Source organism: Clostridium sp. UBA4395 (genome assembly GCF_002390995.1).
GTDB lineage: Bacteria > Bacillota > Clostridia > Clostridiales > Clostridiaceae > Clostridium_J > Clostridium_J sulfidigenes.
Window position 1 is genome coordinate 1 of sequence record NZ_DGRF01000020.1, and the last position, 14,848, is coordinate 14,848.

Sequence of the window (14,848 nt, forward strand, 5' to 3'; positions counted from 1 at the left end):
TGCTAAAACTCAACAAAACCTTGGGTTATTTTTATTTGCAATAGAAAAAGGAGCATCGCTCCATAACTTAATTAGTTATTTTGCGACGCCCCCTTGTTTTTTCTATTGTAGATTATTTAATAAAAATTTAAGTTTTTCTCTTAAGTCTGATACTTCATCTAAAGAAAGACCAGTACTACAGAACATTTTTTCAGGTATTTTTGAAGCTTTATCCTTCATTGAAATACCTTTATTTGTTAGCTTCACATATACATTTCTTTCATCTTGAGAAGCTCTTATTCTTTGTATTATACCCATGGACTCAAGTCTTTTTAATAGAGGTGTAAGGGTTCCAGAATCCAAAAAAAGTTTCTTGCCTAACTCTTTTACAGTTATATTATCCTCTTTCCAAAGGACTAAAAGAGTAATATATTGAGTGTAAGTAATGCCAAGCTCATCTAATAGTGGTTTATAGCTTTTTATTACAGCTTTTGAAGAAGCATATAAAGCAAAGCATAGTTGATTATCAATATCTAAGTGTTCATAACTCATATTAGAAACCTCAGTCCTATAAAATTTTTTCTATCTCTGGAATCATATCCATAGGATCTACAGGAGATTCAAATCTATTTACTATATTTCCATCTCTATCTATTAAGAATTTAGTGAAGTTCCACTTAATACTATTACCAATAATATACTCAGGGTATTTTTCTTTCAAGATGTTATCTAGTAGTCTTCCGCTAGGGGTATTTAAATCAAAACCCTTAAAAGGCATAGAATTACTTAAAAATTTAAATAGGGGATGAGCTGTTTGTCCCTTAACATCTACCTTTTCAAATAATGGGAAAGTAACACCATAGTTTAACTGACAAAATGCTTTTACATCATTGCTATTACCAGGTTCTTGTTCAGCAAATTGATTACATGGGAAGCCTAAAATTTCTAGCCCCATATCCTTATATTTTTTATAGATATTTTCTAAATCAGAATATTGAGGTGTAAATCCACATTTACTAGCTGTGTTTACAACCACTAGAACCTTACCTTTGTATTTTTCTAAAGTAGTTTCTTCTCCGTCTATAGTTTTAACTTTAAAATCATAAATATTCATATATATTTCTCCTTTCATGATGGGTATATAGTGTAATACAAAATAGCTAACAATTAAATTGTACGCAATAGATATCTTTAAGTTAATATTACAGTAGAATCTTAAGTATGTCAATATGAAAATAAAATTAATTTAGTAACTATTGCATAAAATTTATACTAAAAAACTATTATTATAGTAGTAATTTAAAAGAGGAATAATTATGTGTAATTTTCTAAGAAATAAAGAAGAATTGGCTATCTCCTATGCAAAAAGAGCTATTGAAGAAGTACAACAAGGGAAAAAAGGGAGAATCAATGCTATATGGCTAGAGATATCAGGGTGCTTTGGAGAAGTAATTTCTCTGTTAAATGGAGATGAACCAGATGTTTTATATATGCTAAAGGAATTTGTCAATATGATTTTCTTTGGTAGTATAAATGGAGATGAGGGACAGGAAAGCTATGAGAGAATATTTGAAATTTTGGATACTGAATATATATTTTTAGTTTGTGGGGCAGTACCATTAAGAGATAATGGTCTATTTACTACTGTTGCTACCTATAATGGAAGAAAAATAACAGCAATGGAGGCGGTAGAAACCATAGCTAAAAACGCTAAATATATTATTTCAGTGGGAACATGTGCTTGTTATGGAGGACCTACTGCAGCAAGACCTAATATATCTAATGGAGTTAGCATATCAGAGTTTTTAAAAAGAGATGACATCATTAGAATACCAGGTTGTCCTGCAAATCCTGTTTGGACTATGGGAACTTTGGGTTACATTACATCCTATGGTATGCCAGAAGTTGATAGTGATGGAAGACCAAAGGCTTATTATGGAGAGACAATTCATGACAATTGTCCAAGAAGAAGGTTTTTTGATAATGGGATATTTGCTAAGAAGTTTGGAGACCCAGAATGTTTATTTTCTTTAGGTTGCAGAGGTCCAATAACCTATGCATATTGTCCTGTAAGTCGATGGAACGGCACTGATAATTGGCCTATAGGGGATAATACTAATTGTATAGGCTGTGCAGGACCTAAATTTCCAGATGGAACAGAGCCTTTTGTAAAATATGGAGGAGCTTAATTATGACTAAGATAGTAATTGATCCATTGACTAGAGTAAGTGGACTTTTAAATATAGAAGTGAATGTAGTTAATAATAAGATTATAGATGCAAAAAGTAGTGGAAGTCAGTTTAGAGGATTTGAGGAGATGTTTACAGGTAGATATCCCTTAGATATTATAAGACTGGCTCCAAGGGTATGTGGAATTTGTTCTACTCATCATGCTGTAGCTGCTACTCTATGTTTAGAAGATGCAATGAAAGTTACACCTGATTTTAATGGAAAAGTAGTCAGAGATATTGCTAACGGATTTGAATTTTTGCAGAATTATTTAAGGCACATATATTTTTTCGTATTTCCAGATTATGTAGATATAGTTCATATAAATCCGTTGTATAAAACAGAAAGTGCTAAAGATGCTGATTACAGGTTATCTAGAGAGGATACAAAAAGAATAAATGAAGATTACTTAGGCGCAGTAAGGTATAGTAGAGAAGCCCATAGAGCTGTAGCTGAATTAGCTGGAAAAGTTCCTCATTGTCATGGAATTTTTGTAGGTGGAACAACTACCAATATTGATATACCTCAAATAGAAAACATTAAATATAGTATAAAAGTAATAAAAAGTTTTATTGTAGATAAGCTTATACCGGATGTATATACTATAGCAGCCACTTATGAGGATTATTTTAAAATTGGTGGTGGATATAAGAATTTTATGAGTTATGGATTATATGATAATTATTTATATCCAATTAAAATGGTATCAACTGGAGTAATGATAAATGGAATTAGAGAAGAATTTCAGTCTAACAATATAGCAGAAGATATTTCTAAAACTTGGGTAGAATCAGATTTGCAAACTTTAATACCAGGAGAAGACAATAAAATCACCTATAATCCTTATAAACCAGAAGCATATAGTTGGGTTAATGCACCTAGATATAAGGGGAATCCTATGGAGGTTGGAGCACTAGCTAGAATGACTTTAAGTGGTGACTATAGTGGAAGAGTATCTACTATGGATAGAATAATTGCTAAATCAATAGAGGCTAAGAGACTTTGTGAAGCTATAGAGGGATTAATAGATTTATTAAAGCTAAAAAAGGCTTATCAAGAGCAATGGGTAATACCTGAGGAATCAAGAGGCGTTGGATTAATAGAAGCAGAGAGAGGATCCCTAGGACATTGGTTGTCTATTAAAAATAAGTTAGTACACCACTATACTTTAATACCACCTTCATCTTGGAATTTATCACCTACTGACAATAGGGGAATAAAAGGGCCGGTGGAAGAAGCTTTGATAGGAACGGAAATAAAAGATATGGTCCATCCAGTGGAAATAGGACGTATAGTAAGAAGCTTTGATCCATGTTTAAACTGTGCCGCACATGTAACCAGTGATAAATATGAGCCTATAACAATAAATATACTATGATAAAGATTTTTGCCATAGGAAATATTATTTTGGGTGATGATGGTATAGGAGTAAAGGTAATGGAGTTCATAGGGGCCAAGCTGGAAAGCTATAGCAAAGAAGTTAAGGTATTAATAGTTGGAATTGATTATATATATTGTTTAAATGAAATTAATAAGGAAGATACTGTTATTCTGGTAGACAGTACCTACTTTGGAATTGAGCCTGGTAGGGTTTCAGTCTTAAATTTAAAGGAATGTGATAAATTTATTAGCCCTTGCAGAGATATGCATAGTGAAAATCTTTTGAGGGTTTTAAGAGAAGAATATAGAGAAATTCCTGGATATTTAGTTGGTATTGAAGTGGAAAAAGTGAATTATTCCTTAGAGTTATCTAAAACTTTAAAGGATAATTTTTCTGAAATTACTAAAAAAGTATTTAGGGAAATTAAAAGGATAATTGGTGATATAAATGCATGAAATTTCAATAATTAGTTACGTTATAGATATGGTAGAGGAACAGTGTATTAAAAATAATATAACTAAGGTAGCAAAGGTAATTTTACAAATAGGAGAATTTTCTTGTATAGATAATTCTTCCATTGATTTTATTTTTAAAGAAATGAGTTCAGGGAGTTGTTGTGAGGGTGCAAAACTTATTATAGAAAAGTTATTAAGTAAGGCATATTGTAATAATTGTCATAAGGAATTTCCTTTAAAGATTACAAATAGAAAGTGTCCTATTTGTAATCAGGTAAGTAGTGAAATAACTTCAGGTTATGAAATTTTGCTCTACAGAATAGAAGGAGAATAAAGTGATTAGAAAAGGAATTATAGTTAAAGGGACAGTTCAAGGCGTAGGATTTAGACCTTTTGTATATAGGATAGCTTTAGAAAATCAACTATCAGGTTGGGTTAATAATACAAGTAAGGGAGTGGTTATGGAAATTCAAGGAGCTGAAGTAGGTATAGAGAATTTTTTAACTAACCTTAAGGAAAGGGCACCTGAGTTAAGTAGTATTGAAGAAGTAGTAGTTGAGAATAAAGAAAGCCTAAAGGATTATAATGAGTTTCTTATAGTAGAAAGTACCGAGGAGAAGGGGAGGACTTTAATTTCTCCAGATATAGCTACATGTAAGGAGTGTGAAAAAGAGCTAAGGGATAGTAATAATCCAAGAAGATATTTATATCCTTTTATAAATTGTACAAATTGTGGTCCACGATTTTCCATAATAAAAGATACTCCCTATGATAGAAAATATACTTCTATGGATAATTTTATTATGTGTGACAAATGTAAGGAAGAATATGAAAATCCTAATGATAGAAGATTTCATGCAGAGCCTACCTGTTGTTCTTCCTGTGGTCCAAGAGTAATCCTCTTAGATAATAAGGGGAACCCTATAAAATCTAAGGATGAATTTGAAAGTGTGAGAAAGTATTTAAGGGAAGGTAAAATAATTGGAATTAAGGGAATAGGTGGTTTTAATCTTGTTTGTGATGGAAATAATGAATTAGCTATAGAAAAACTAAGGCTTAGAAAACATAGACCAGATAAGGCATTAGCCCTTATGATGAAAGATATAAATGTAGTAGAAAAATATTGTTATGTAAATAATGAAGAAAAAGAAATTTTAACAGGAAATAAGAAACCTATATTGCTTTTAAAGAAAAAGAACAATAAACTACCAACTAATATTTCTTTTAATAATAAAAGACTAGGAGTAGTATTACCCTATTCTCCCCTTCATTATTTAATATTTGATAACAACATAGATACTTTAGTTTTTACTAGCGGAAATTTAAGTACTATGCCAATAATATATGAGGATATAGAGGCTATAGACAACCTTAGTGAAATAGTAGATTATTTTTTTATTCATAATAGAGAAATTAATATGCCCGTCGATGATTCTGTAGTTCAAGTAATTGGTGGTTACGGTAGGGTTATAAGGGCTGGTAGAGGTTATGCTCCTTACTATAATAAGTATATATTCAAAGAAAATATCCTAGCCTTAGGATCTCAATTTAAAAATTCATTTTCCCTTGGAAGTGGAGATTGTATTTTTACAAGTCCTTATATTGGAGACATGGAGGGAGAAGAGAAGTATTTAAGATTTAATAGAGTGTTAAAGCACATGAAGAATATTTTTAAAGTTGAACCGAGTACAATTATTCATGATATGCATCCTAATTATTGGAGTAAGAATTATTTAGATAAAAACAAGGTGAAAACTTTAGGTGTTTATCATCATCATAGTCACATAGTGAGCTGCATGATAGAAAATAAAGAAAAGGATAAAGTTATAGGGATAGCCTTTGATGGAGTGGGATATGGAGAAGATGGAAACCTTTGGGGAGGAGAGTTTTTAATATGTGATAAAAAGAACTTTATTAGGGGAGCACACTTAAAATATATTCCTTTGCCTGGAAGGGATAGAGCAGTAAAATTTCCATGGAGAATTGGACTATCTCTTTTGTTTGGAGTTTTAAAGGAAGAGGAGATTGAAGAAGCTGCTTGTAAATATTTTTACGGTATGGAATCAAGGATAATTATTAATATGCTAAGAAAGAATTTTAATTGTCCACTAACTTCTAGTATGGGAAGACTATTTGATGGAATTGCCAGTCTTTTAGATTTTAACAAAGAAGTATCCTATGAAGGAGAGGCTGCTATGTATGTTGAGTCATTGGCAGAAGATTTCATTGATTCTTTAAAGGGTACTAATAATTATGATTATATAAAAAGGTGTGAGAATAGATATCAGTGGGAAATTAGTGGTAGCCTGCCTTATATTATAAATATAAATAATATAATTAGAGGCATTATAAAGGATTTAAATAATAACATTGATAAAGGGTGTATAGCTCTAAAATTTCATAATACTATAATAGACTTTTCAAATAAAATTTGTATTAAGTTAAGAGAAGAATATAGCATAAATAAGGTAGCTTTAAGTGGAGGTGTATTTCAAAACTCTATTTTATTAGAAGGAATTGAGACGTCGTTGAAGGAAAGTGGATTTCAAGTTATAACCCATAGATTAATACCTTGCAATGATGGGGGATTGTCTATAGGTCAGATAGTTATTGGAAATGAGTTATGTAAGGAGAATTAATATGTGTGTAGCCATTCCAGGAAAGGTATTAGAAATATGTGAAGGTAATTCCATAGTTGAATTTGGGAGTTTAAGAAAAAAAATTAATACTAGTCTAATAGAAAATTTAGTTGTTGGAGAATATGTTTTGGTTCATGTTGGTTGTGCCATTGAAAAAATAGAAGAAAAAGATGCTATGGAGACTTTAATAATATTTAAGGAGTTAATGGGAGACTTTTAGTATGTTTTATAGAGATGAAGGAAATTCAAGGGAAATTAATTTGGCAATTAAACTATTAAAAAACATAAAGGAAAGGTGTAAGGAAAACATAAATATAATGGAGGTTTGTGGTACACATACACGAAGTATTTATAATTCGGGTATTGATAAGCTGTTACCACCTAATATTAGGTTGTTATCAGGACCAGGATGTCCCGTTTGTGTAACAGATGAGAGCTATATAGATCATGCCATAGAGTTAAGTGAGAAAAAAGATGTAATAATAACTACCTTTGGCGACATGATTAAAGTTCCAGGGAGTTGTAGCTCATTAAGAGAACAGATGGCTAAAGGAAGAAAGGTAGAAGTTGTATATTCCCCATTAGATGCTTTGAAGATAGCAATAAATAATAAAGATAAGATTATAGTTTTTTTTGCTATAGGCTTTGAAACTACAGCACCTCTAATAGCTCTTACAATAAAAGAAGCACTAGAGAAAAATGTAAATAACTTTTTTATTTTAAATTCTCTAAAGACTATGCCTAAGGTTATGTCTACCCTAATTTTAGATGAAGAAGTTAAAATTCATGGATTTATATGTCCAGGACATGTAGCAACAATAATTGGTTGCAGACCCTTTGAGAGATTATCTAATGAGTATAAAACTCCTATGGCTATATGCGGCTTCAAGGCTATAGATATATTAGCTGGGATACTTTATATCATATATAAAAAAGACAGAGGTAATTACGGATGTGAAAATTTATATAAAGGTTTTGTTTATCCAGAAGGAAATAGAAAAGCACAAGAGATATTAAATCAGGTCTTTGAAACTTCATCTAGTTTTTGGAGGGGTTTTGGAGAAATAGACGGTACAGGATATAAACTAAGAGAGGAATATAGTTACTTTGATGCTAGAAATAAATTTTCTTTAAAAAGTAAAATTGTAAATAAAAATAATCAGTGTATTTGTGGAGATATATTAAGGGGAATAAAAAGTCCTATGGATTGTAATGCTTTTGGAAAGATGTGTACACCAAGGACTCCAATTGGTCCATGCATGGTATCTAAAGAAGGAAGTTGTGGCATTGTATACAGTACAAAAGAATTGTAGATTATAAGTTTAACATAGAATAAGGTAACAAGTTTAATTATATGCATATTTAAATTATTTTGAAGTTTAATATTAGGAGGAGCTATGGAAGTTATAACATTAGCCCATGGGAGTGGAGGAGAGGAAACGTATAAATTAATAAAGAATGTATTTCTAAGGTATTTTAATAATGATATATTAAAGGAACAAGGGGATTCAGCTATATTAGATATGATTAAGGGGAAAATAGCAGTAACTACAGATAGTTTTGTGGTAGATCCTCTGTTTTTTAAGGGTGGAGATATAGGGAAACTGAGTATTTGTGGTACTGTGAATGATTTGTGCGTAAGTGGTGCAACTCCCATATATATATCTGCTGGTTTTATTCTTGAAGAAGGATTAGAAATTAAAGATTTAGAGAAAATAGTAAAATCTATGGCTGATACTGCTAATAAAATAGGAGTTAAAATAGTAACAGGAGATACTAAGGTTGTACAAAGAGGAAAAGGTCATAAAATTTATATTAATACAACAGGAATAGGATATATAGAAAAAAATAATTATCAGTTAAACATAAAGGAGATAAAAGAAGGAGATGCAATAATTATAAGTGGTACTATTGGAGATCATGGCACATCTATTATAAATGAAAGAGAAAATTTAGATATAGAGTCAGGTTTAAAGAGTGATTGTGCTGCTCTTAATGAAGTAACAAAAGCTATAATGGATATTAGCAATGAAATTAGAGTAATGCGAGATCCAACTAGAGGAGGGTTAGCTAACACTTTAAAGGAGTTAGTGAGCACTAGTGGAAAGTCTATGGAAATATGGCAAAAGGATATACCTATAAGAGAGGATGTAAAGAGTTTTTGTGATCTTTTAGGATTTGATCCTCTTTATATGGCTAATGAAGGCAAGTTGATTTGTATTGTAAGTAATAAAGATGCTCATAGGGTTTTAAATGTAATTAAATCAAATCCTTTAGGAAGAGAAGGCGCTATTATTGGCAAGGTACTAGATGATGGCAAAGGTAAATTATATTTAAAAACTTACATTGGAGGAACTAAAGTCTTGGGAATGCTACAAGGAGAATTAATCCCAAGAATATGTTGATTGATTTAAGAAGTGAGAGAAATTTTGCTTCTTTTTTATTATTTTAAATACCTATTTTCAATAAATATTTAATTGAATTATTTATAAAGAAATATAAGATGTACTCGAGAATATAATAGTAAGTTTTATAATATATTTTGTAATTAAATTTAAAGAAAGGTTTAAAGAAGTATTTTTATAGATTAAATATTATAGATTTTTAAGTAATTTAATCATTATTAATAATAAGTATATAAATTACAAAAATATATAAATTAAAAAATTATACACTTAGGAGGAAAAAATATGAAACATAAGAAATTTAATAAGCTTAAGAAATTTAAATTACAGAGCATTAGAGTCAAACTTATAGTTATACTTTTACTAATTTGTTTAGTACCAGTTGCTGGAATGGGAATAACTATATACTCAGAATCAAAATCAATTTTAAGAGATAAGCTTGAAACTACAAGCAAACAAACAATTTTAGAGGTAAATAGGGGTATAGATAATTATTTTAAAGGTATGTCTAAATCTGTAGAGCTAATGTCTAATAATATAAATATTATAGAATCAGATGATAAAGAAGACTATTTTAACTTTGCTAAACTATTAATTTCAGATGTTAAAAATACGGATGAAGATATTTTAACTGCTTTTATAGGAACAGAAAAGGGGAAGTTTTATATTTATCCAGAAGCAAACACCGATGCTAACTACGATTATAAATCTAGACCATGGTATAAGCTAGCTATGGAAAATAAAGGACAAATCGTAATAACTCCACCATATAAAAGTGCAACCACTGGTGAAAATGTAGTAACTGTAACTAAAACTATAGAAAAAAATAGCAATGTAGTTGGAGTTGTAGGACTTAATGTAAGTTTAAAAAATCTTTCTGATGGATTATCTGAGATTAAGGTAGGAAATGAAGGGTACATGTATGTATCTGACGCGAGTGGTAATTTGGTAGCACATCCTAATAAAGAAATCATAGGTACTGATGAAGCTGCTAAGCTTTCTGTTTGGAGTGACATAAGCTCGAACAAAGAAGGATTTACTGGGTATGATTTTAATGGGGAAAAGAAGTTTGCAGTTTACACTACAAGTCAATTAACAGGCTGGAAAATAGTAGCGTCTTTGGATGACAAAGAACTATTAAAGGATACACAAAATATTCGAAATATAATTATACTAACATTAGGAGTAATAGCTATAATAGCTATAGCAGTATCTTTAATATTTAGTAATTCTATATCAAAGAATATTAATAGATTATTGACGGCTTTTAACAAAGTTAAAGATGGAGATTTAAGGGTTAATGTTAATATAAAGTCAAGAGATGAATTTAAAGACTTAGGTGAAAATTTCAATGGAATGATAGAAAACATATCATCCTTAATTAAAAGTGTTAACAAGTCTTCTAATATAGTTTTAGAAACTTCATCAAATTTATCTGCTATAGCCGAGGAAACCAGTGCTTCTATCAGTGAAGTAGCAAGAGCTATAGAAGATGTGTCTGGTGGAGCCATTGAACAAGCTAATAGTGCTCAAGACGGAGCCACAGCTATGATTGAATTATCAGAGAACTTAAAATTATTAAATGAAGCTACAGAAGCTATGGGTGCGGTATATGAAAATGCTAATTACCTAAGCAACAGAGGATTGACCATGGTAGATACATTGATAGAAAAGTCTAATGATACAAGGGTTTCCACTAATAAGGTTTCAGAGTTAGTTATAGATATGGATGAAAGTACAGGAAAAATAAATTCCGTATCAGATACTATTTCTCAGATTACAGAACAAACTAACTTACTTTCTCTTAATGCATCTATTGAAGCAGCTAGAGCTGGTGAAGCTGGTCGAGGGTTTGCAGTAGTAGCAGAAGAGATTAGAAAGCTAGCAGAGCAATCAAAGGATTCTACTATGGAAATTAAGAAGATAGTAGATGATATAAAAACTAAAACTAACATTGCTGTTGTGGCTATTAGGGATACTGAAAAAATTGTAGAGGAACAAGATGGTGTAGTAGACGAAGCAAAGGCTGTATTTAACGATATAATGGCAGGAGTGCAAGATTTAATAAGTAAAGTTACTGAAATTAGTGAATATATAGTAGTTATTAACAAAAAGAAGGATAATGTAGTAACTCAGATAGAAAATATATCATCTATATCACAAGAGACTGCGGCGTCTTCAGAAGAGGTTACTGCTTCAACAGAAGAGGTAACAGGAATTTCAGAGGAGCTTACGGGTCATGCTAATGAGTTACAACATATGTCTGAAAAACTAAAAGAAGTAATAAATACTTTCAAATTTGAATAAAGATTATAAGAGAAGGAATATGGAATAAGCTGTATTCCTTCTTATTTTATACAAAAGTTATTTAATAAAAGGATAAATTTTTTTCTCAATAATATGTAATAGAAACTTAGTATTATGTAAATGCATAATTAAATTTAAGGATCTAGGTCAATATCAAATAAAATATTTTAATTTGTTTATACTATATGTTAGAACTCAAAATATATTTAGTTTCGTGCAATATTGTGCATGTTAAAAGGAGAGATATTTATGGATATAAGAGAAATTCCCAAAAGCCAGTTACTTAAAAATGTTTCAATAGATCAAATTAATAAATGTTCAAAAGAACCTATGATATTAAATAATACTCAAGTTAGGGTAAGACAACAGGATAATGAGTATTTTGTCATAGAAGGTCTTGAAAAAATATTAAGTACTGATAAAAATAAAGATGGTGATGACTTAATAAAATGTTACGTAGTATAATTTTAGAGTGATATTTAATAAATTATTTAAAATAGAGCATAAACTTTATAAAAAATATTTTAATTAAAAACTCCATTAAAAACACATAAGTTATTGGTATAATCTAATAAATATTTATTATGGAGGGATAGTATGTTTACTAGAATAAAGAAATCGGTTAATAGCTTTTTAGATAAGATTGCAAAACAAAATGAGGAACTATATGGGAAGAGAAAAATGGATTGCTGTAATTTAAATAATCAAAATCAGAAGAAGTCTATAAGAAATAAGTAATAGATAAATGTTTTATATAGTATAAGAATTATAAGATATATTTATAGTATATACATTGAAATTATAGATAAGGTTTCACATATAACAAAATATAATAATTATATTTTAAATTTTTATTGACAAATTCAACAACTCCTAATAAAATTTACTCAGTGAATTTCATCTAAAGGAAAGGTGTATATAAAAGAATGGAGAATAAAATCAAATTATATGGCTTTAATAATCTTACTAAGACACTAAGTTTTAACATCTATGACATTTGCTATGCAAAGGGTGAAAGAGAACAAAAGGAGTATGTAGATTATATTGATGAGCAATACAATTCAGAAAGATTAACTAAAATATTATGCGATGTTACTGATATTATTGGTGCTCATGTGTTAAACATATCCAAGCAGGACTATGATCCTCAAGGTGCAAGTGTAACCATATTAATTTCTGAGGAACCTTTAGGGGATGGGGTAATAGATGAATCATGTAATAGTGGTAAATATATTTTAAAAACTAAGGAGACTGTTGTTGCACATTTGGATAAGAGTCATGTAACGGTACATACTTATCCTGAATATCATCCAGATAATTCTATAGCAACCTTTCGAGTAGATATAGACGTATCTACTTGTGGACAAATTTCTCCGCTAAATGCATTAGATTATCTAATTAGCAGTTTTGACTCTGATATAATTACCATTGATTACCGTGTTCGAGGATTCACTCGTGATATTAATGGTAAAAAGTGTTTTATAGATACACCAATTAAATCAATTCAAGATTATATTGATGATAAGACTTTGCAAAAGTATGATGCTATGGATATAAACATGTATCAAACAAATATATTTCATACTAAAATGCTTATAAAGGAAATTGATTTACAGAACTACCTATTTAAAAAAGATACTCATGAATTTTTACCAAGAGAAAGACTTAATATAAGTAATGCACTTAGAAAAGAAATGATAGAAATATTTAGTGGTAAGAATGTTTATAATGAATAATATTATATTAACTGGGAGGATGAAAAATGGAGTTATGGTATACTGAGAATCACTCAGAGACTGTTAGGTTTTCAATAAAGGTTGACAAGCAAATATATGCTGGAAAAAGTGATTTTCAAAGGATAGACGTATTTGAAACAAAGGAATTTGGAAGATTTTTCACTTTAGATGGAATAGTTATGATAACAGAAAAGGATGAATTTATTTATCATGATATGATAGTTCATGTTCCTATGGCTACAAATCCTAAGATTGAAAAAGTTTTAGTTATAGGAGCTGGAGATGGTGGAACAATCAGAGAGTTAACTAGATACAATACAATAAAAGAAATAGACATGGTTGAAATCGATAAAAAAGTAGTTGATGTATGTTTAGAGTATTTTCCTATAACATCAAGTAAACTAAAGGATGAAAGAGTAAACTTATACTTTGAAGATGGTATTAAATTTGTAAAAAATAAGAAAAATTACTATGATTTAATAATAGTAGATTCTACTGATCCAATAGGACCTGGAGAGGGCTTATTTACAAAAGAATTCTATAGAGATTGTTACGATGCATTAAATGAAGAAGGAATTTTAGTAAATCAACATGAAAGTCCTTATTATGAAATGTATGCTAGTTCTATGAAGAGAGCTCATAAGCGTATAAAAGAATCCTTCCCAATAGGGAAAGTGTATCAAGTTCATATTCCAACTTACTCATCAGGGCATTGGTTATTTGGATTCGCATCTAAAAAGTATGATCCAGTAAAAGATTTAAATGCTGAGGCATGGAACTCTTTAGGGTTAAAGACTAAGTATTATAATACAGACTTACATGTGGGATCTTTTGCTCTCCCTAACTATGTTTTAGATATGCTAGATCATGCTTGTGATGAAGAATAATATTCAATATACATAATAAAGGAAATTGAAGATATATTTTTCTATATAGATAAAATTAAAAATATTAATAAAAAACCTTTGACATATTAAAATTAATTTAACATGTTTTAAAGGTTTTTTATTTTTAAACATTTTGAATATATGGTAAAATGTATATTGAGTTTAGGAGGAATTAATATGAAGTGTAAAATATGTGGAATGAATATTAATGAGAAGAATTATGATTTTAATTCATTTGCTTTTATAAATAAAAATTCTATAAGTAACATAGTATACTGTCCGTTCTGTGGAGTAAGCAGTATTTATTTAAGTGGTGATGATGAAGTTATTGAAGTAGATAGTAAGAAGCTAGATATAAACACATTAAGAATTTTAGACCATGCCGTTAAGCTTGAAATATTTAATGGAGAGTTTTATAAAGAAGCAGCTAAAAAAGCAAAGAGTGAAGAAGTTTCTAAGGCTTTTCAGGCTTTATCGAAAATAGAAATTTTTCATTCAAAGGTTCATATGGGATTAGGAGGTTTTACTAAAACACCTGCTTTGACTAAAATAAACTATGACAAGTATGATAGTGACGAAGCACTTTTGAAATTGGCAAAGGAAAGAGAAGAGCATGCTGTTTACTATTATGAAAGATATAAGAATGAAGTATGCGATGAAAATGTAAAAAGAGTTTTCGAAGCTTTAATTGAAGTGGAAAAGGAACATATAGAGCTTACCTATGAGTATAATTTAATATAAATAAGCTTTATATAGCTTAAATACAAGAAAATTAGTTACTATATGAACAAATTGAGAAATCTATTCATATACATTAGGCTTAAAAAATG

Annotated in this window: 16 protein-coding genes; 14 read left to right on the forward strand and 2 right to left on the reverse strand. The window is 29.7% G+C overall.

What is annotated here, in order from left to right:
- Positions 1–102: 102 nt before the first annotated feature.
- Positions 103–531, reverse strand: a complete 429-nt coding sequence (locus B2694_RS02405) for a MarR family transcriptional regulator (protein WP_346884421.1) — start codon at positions 529–531, stop codon at positions 103–105.
- A gap of 16 nt (positions 532–547) precedes the next feature.
- On the reverse strand, positions 548–1,093 hold the full coding sequence (locus B2694_RS02410; RefSeq protein WP_346884422.1) for a glutathione peroxidase: 546 nt from the start codon (positions 1,091–1,093) through the stop codon (positions 548–550).
- A 202-nt stretch (positions 1,094–1,295) separates the two neighbouring features.
- Between B2694_RS02410 and B2694_RS02415 the strand changes: the two genes are divergently transcribed.
- From B2694_RS02415 to B2694_RS02480, 14 genes are all read left to right on the forward strand, one after another.
- Entirely contained in the window at positions 1,296–2,168 is an 873-nt protein-coding gene (locus B2694_RS02415; protein WP_035134968.1) for a hydrogenase small subunit, read from the forward strand.
- Positions 2,169–2,170: 2 nt separating this feature from the next.
- On the forward strand, positions 2,171–3,586 hold the full coding sequence (locus tag B2694_RS02420) for a nickel-dependent hydrogenase large subunit (RefSeq protein ID WP_346884423.1): 1,416 nt from the start codon (positions 2,171–2,173) through the stop codon (positions 3,584–3,586).
- Positions 3,583–4,044 carry a hydrogenase maturation protease gene (locus B2694_RS02425; RefSeq protein ID WP_346884424.1) on the forward strand — a complete coding sequence of 154 codons (462 nt, stop codon included), beginning with the start codon at positions 3,583–3,585 and terminating at the stop codon, positions 4,042–4,044. Before B2694_RS02420 ends, B2694_RS02425 begins: the two co-directional genes overlap by 4 nt.
- On the forward strand, positions 4,037–4,378 hold the full coding sequence (gene hypA, locus B2694_RS02430; RefSeq protein ID WP_346884425.1) for a hydrogenase maturation nickel metallochaperone HypA: 342 nt from the start codon (positions 4,037–4,039) through the stop codon (positions 4,376–4,378). The genes B2694_RS02425 and hypA overlap by 8 nt, the downstream gene beginning before the upstream one ends.
- A gap of 1 nt (position 4,379) precedes the next feature.
- Positions 4,380–6,683 carry a carbamoyltransferase HypF gene (gene hypF / locus B2694_RS02435; RefSeq protein ID WP_346884426.1) on the forward strand — a complete coding sequence of 768 codons (2,304 nt, stop codon included), beginning with the start codon at positions 4,380–4,382 and terminating at the stop codon, positions 6,681–6,683.
- A 1-nt stretch (position 6,684) separates the two neighbouring features.
- Positions 6,685–6,903, forward strand: a complete 219-nt coding sequence (locus B2694_RS02440) for a HypC/HybG/HupF family hydrogenase formation chaperone (protein WP_346884427.1) — start codon at positions 6,685–6,687, stop codon at positions 6,901–6,903.
- Position 6,904: 1 nt separating this feature from the next.
- Positions 6,905–7,996, forward strand: coding sequence for a hydrogenase formation protein HypD (hypD, locus tag B2694_RS02445; protein ID WP_346884428.1), 1,092 nt, complete (start codon positions 6,905–6,907; stop codon positions 7,994–7,996).
- Positions 7,997–8,080: 84 nt separating this feature from the next.
- Positions 8,081–9,088 carry a hydrogenase expression/formation protein HypE gene (gene hypE, locus B2694_RS02450; protein ID WP_346884429.1) on the forward strand — a complete coding sequence of 336 codons (1,008 nt, stop codon included), beginning with the start codon at positions 8,081–8,083 and terminating at the stop codon, positions 9,086–9,088.
- A 285-nt stretch (positions 9,089–9,373) separates the two neighbouring features.
- The gene (locus B2694_RS02455; protein WP_346884430.1) at positions 9,374–11,395 is read left to right on the forward strand and encodes a methyl-accepting chemotaxis protein; all 2,022 of its coding nucleotides are present in this window, start codon (positions 9,374–9,376) and stop codon (positions 11,393–11,395) included.
- A 249-nt stretch (positions 11,396–11,644) separates the two neighbouring features.
- Positions 11,645–11,860 (forward strand): hypothetical protein, encoded by a 216-nt coding sequence (locus tag B2694_RS02460; RefSeq protein ID WP_346884431.1) that lies wholly within the window; start codon positions 11,645–11,647, stop codon positions 11,858–11,860.
- A 132-nt stretch (positions 11,861–11,992) separates the two neighbouring features.
- Positions 11,993–12,133, forward strand: a complete 141-nt coding sequence (locus B2694_RS02465; RefSeq protein WP_156964382.1) for an LDCC motif putative metal-binding protein — start codon at positions 11,993–11,995, stop codon at positions 12,131–12,133.
- A 188-nt stretch (positions 12,134–12,321) separates the two neighbouring features.
- Positions 12,322–13,131 carry an adenosylmethionine decarboxylase gene (gene speD / locus B2694_RS02470; RefSeq protein WP_035134951.1) on the forward strand — a complete coding sequence of 270 codons (810 nt, stop codon included), beginning with the start codon at positions 12,322–12,324 and terminating at the stop codon, positions 13,129–13,131.
- Positions 13,132–13,157: 26 nt separating this feature from the next.
- Positions 13,158–14,018: a polyamine aminopropyltransferase gene (gene speE, locus B2694_RS02475; RefSeq protein ID WP_035134950.1), complete on the forward strand. Its 861-nt coding sequence runs from the start codon at positions 13,158–13,160 to the stop codon at positions 14,016–14,018.
- A gap of 177 nt (positions 14,019–14,195) precedes the next feature.
- Entirely contained in the window at positions 14,196–14,759 is a 564-nt protein-coding gene (locus B2694_RS02480) for a ferritin family protein (RefSeq protein WP_035134948.1), read from the forward strand.
- The last annotated feature ends 89 nt before the right edge of the window (positions 14,760–14,848 follow it).

Coding starts and splice junctions, on each gene's coding strand:
- B2694_RS02405 (WP_346884421.1), bottom strand. CDS start 531: ATGAGTTATGAACACTTAGATATTGATAATCAACTATGCTTTGCTTTA.
- B2694_RS02410 (WP_346884422.1), bottom strand. CDS start 1,093: ATGAATATTTATGATTTTAAAGTTAAAACTATAGACGGAGAAGAAACT.
- B2694_RS02415 (WP_035134968.1), top strand. CDS start 1,296: ATGTGTAATTTTCTAAGAAATAAAGAAGAATTGGCTATCTCCTATGCA.
- B2694_RS02420 (WP_346884423.1), top strand. CDS start 2,171: ATGACTAAGATAGTAATTGATCCATTGACTAGAGTAAGTGGACTTTTA.
- B2694_RS02425 (WP_346884424.1), top strand. CDS start 3,583: ATGATAAAGATTTTTGCCATAGGAAATATTATTTTGGGTGATGATGGT.
- hypA (WP_346884425.1), top strand. CDS start 4,037: ATGCATGAAATTTCAATAATTAGTTACGTTATAGATATGGTAGAGGAA.
- B2694_RS02440 (WP_346884427.1), top strand. CDS start 6,685: ATGTGTGTAGCCATTCCAGGAAAGGTATTAGAAATATGTGAAGGTAAT.
- hypD (WP_346884428.1), top strand. CDS start 6,905: ATGTTTTATAGAGATGAAGGAAATTCAAGGGAAATTAATTTGGCAATT.
- hypE (WP_346884429.1), top strand. CDS start 8,081: ATGGAAGTTATAACATTAGCCCATGGGAGTGGAGGAGAGGAAACGTAT.
- B2694_RS02455 (WP_346884430.1), top strand. CDS start 9,374: ATGAAACATAAGAAATTTAATAAGCTTAAGAAATTTAAATTACAGAGC.
- B2694_RS02460 (WP_346884431.1), top strand. CDS start 11,645: ATGGATATAAGAGAAATTCCCAAAAGCCAGTTACTTAAAAATGTTTCA.
- B2694_RS02465 (WP_156964382.1), top strand. CDS start 11,993: ATGTTTACTAGAATAAAGAAATCGGTTAATAGCTTTTTAGATAAGATT.
- speD (WP_035134951.1), top strand. CDS start 12,322: ATGGAGAATAAAATCAAATTATATGGCTTTAATAATCTTACTAAGACA.
- speE (WP_035134950.1), top strand. CDS start 13,158: ATGGAGTTATGGTATACTGAGAATCACTCAGAGACTGTTAGGTTTTCA.
- B2694_RS02480 (WP_035134948.1), top strand. CDS start 14,196: ATGAAGTGTAAAATATGTGGAATGAATATTAATGAGAAGAATTATGAT.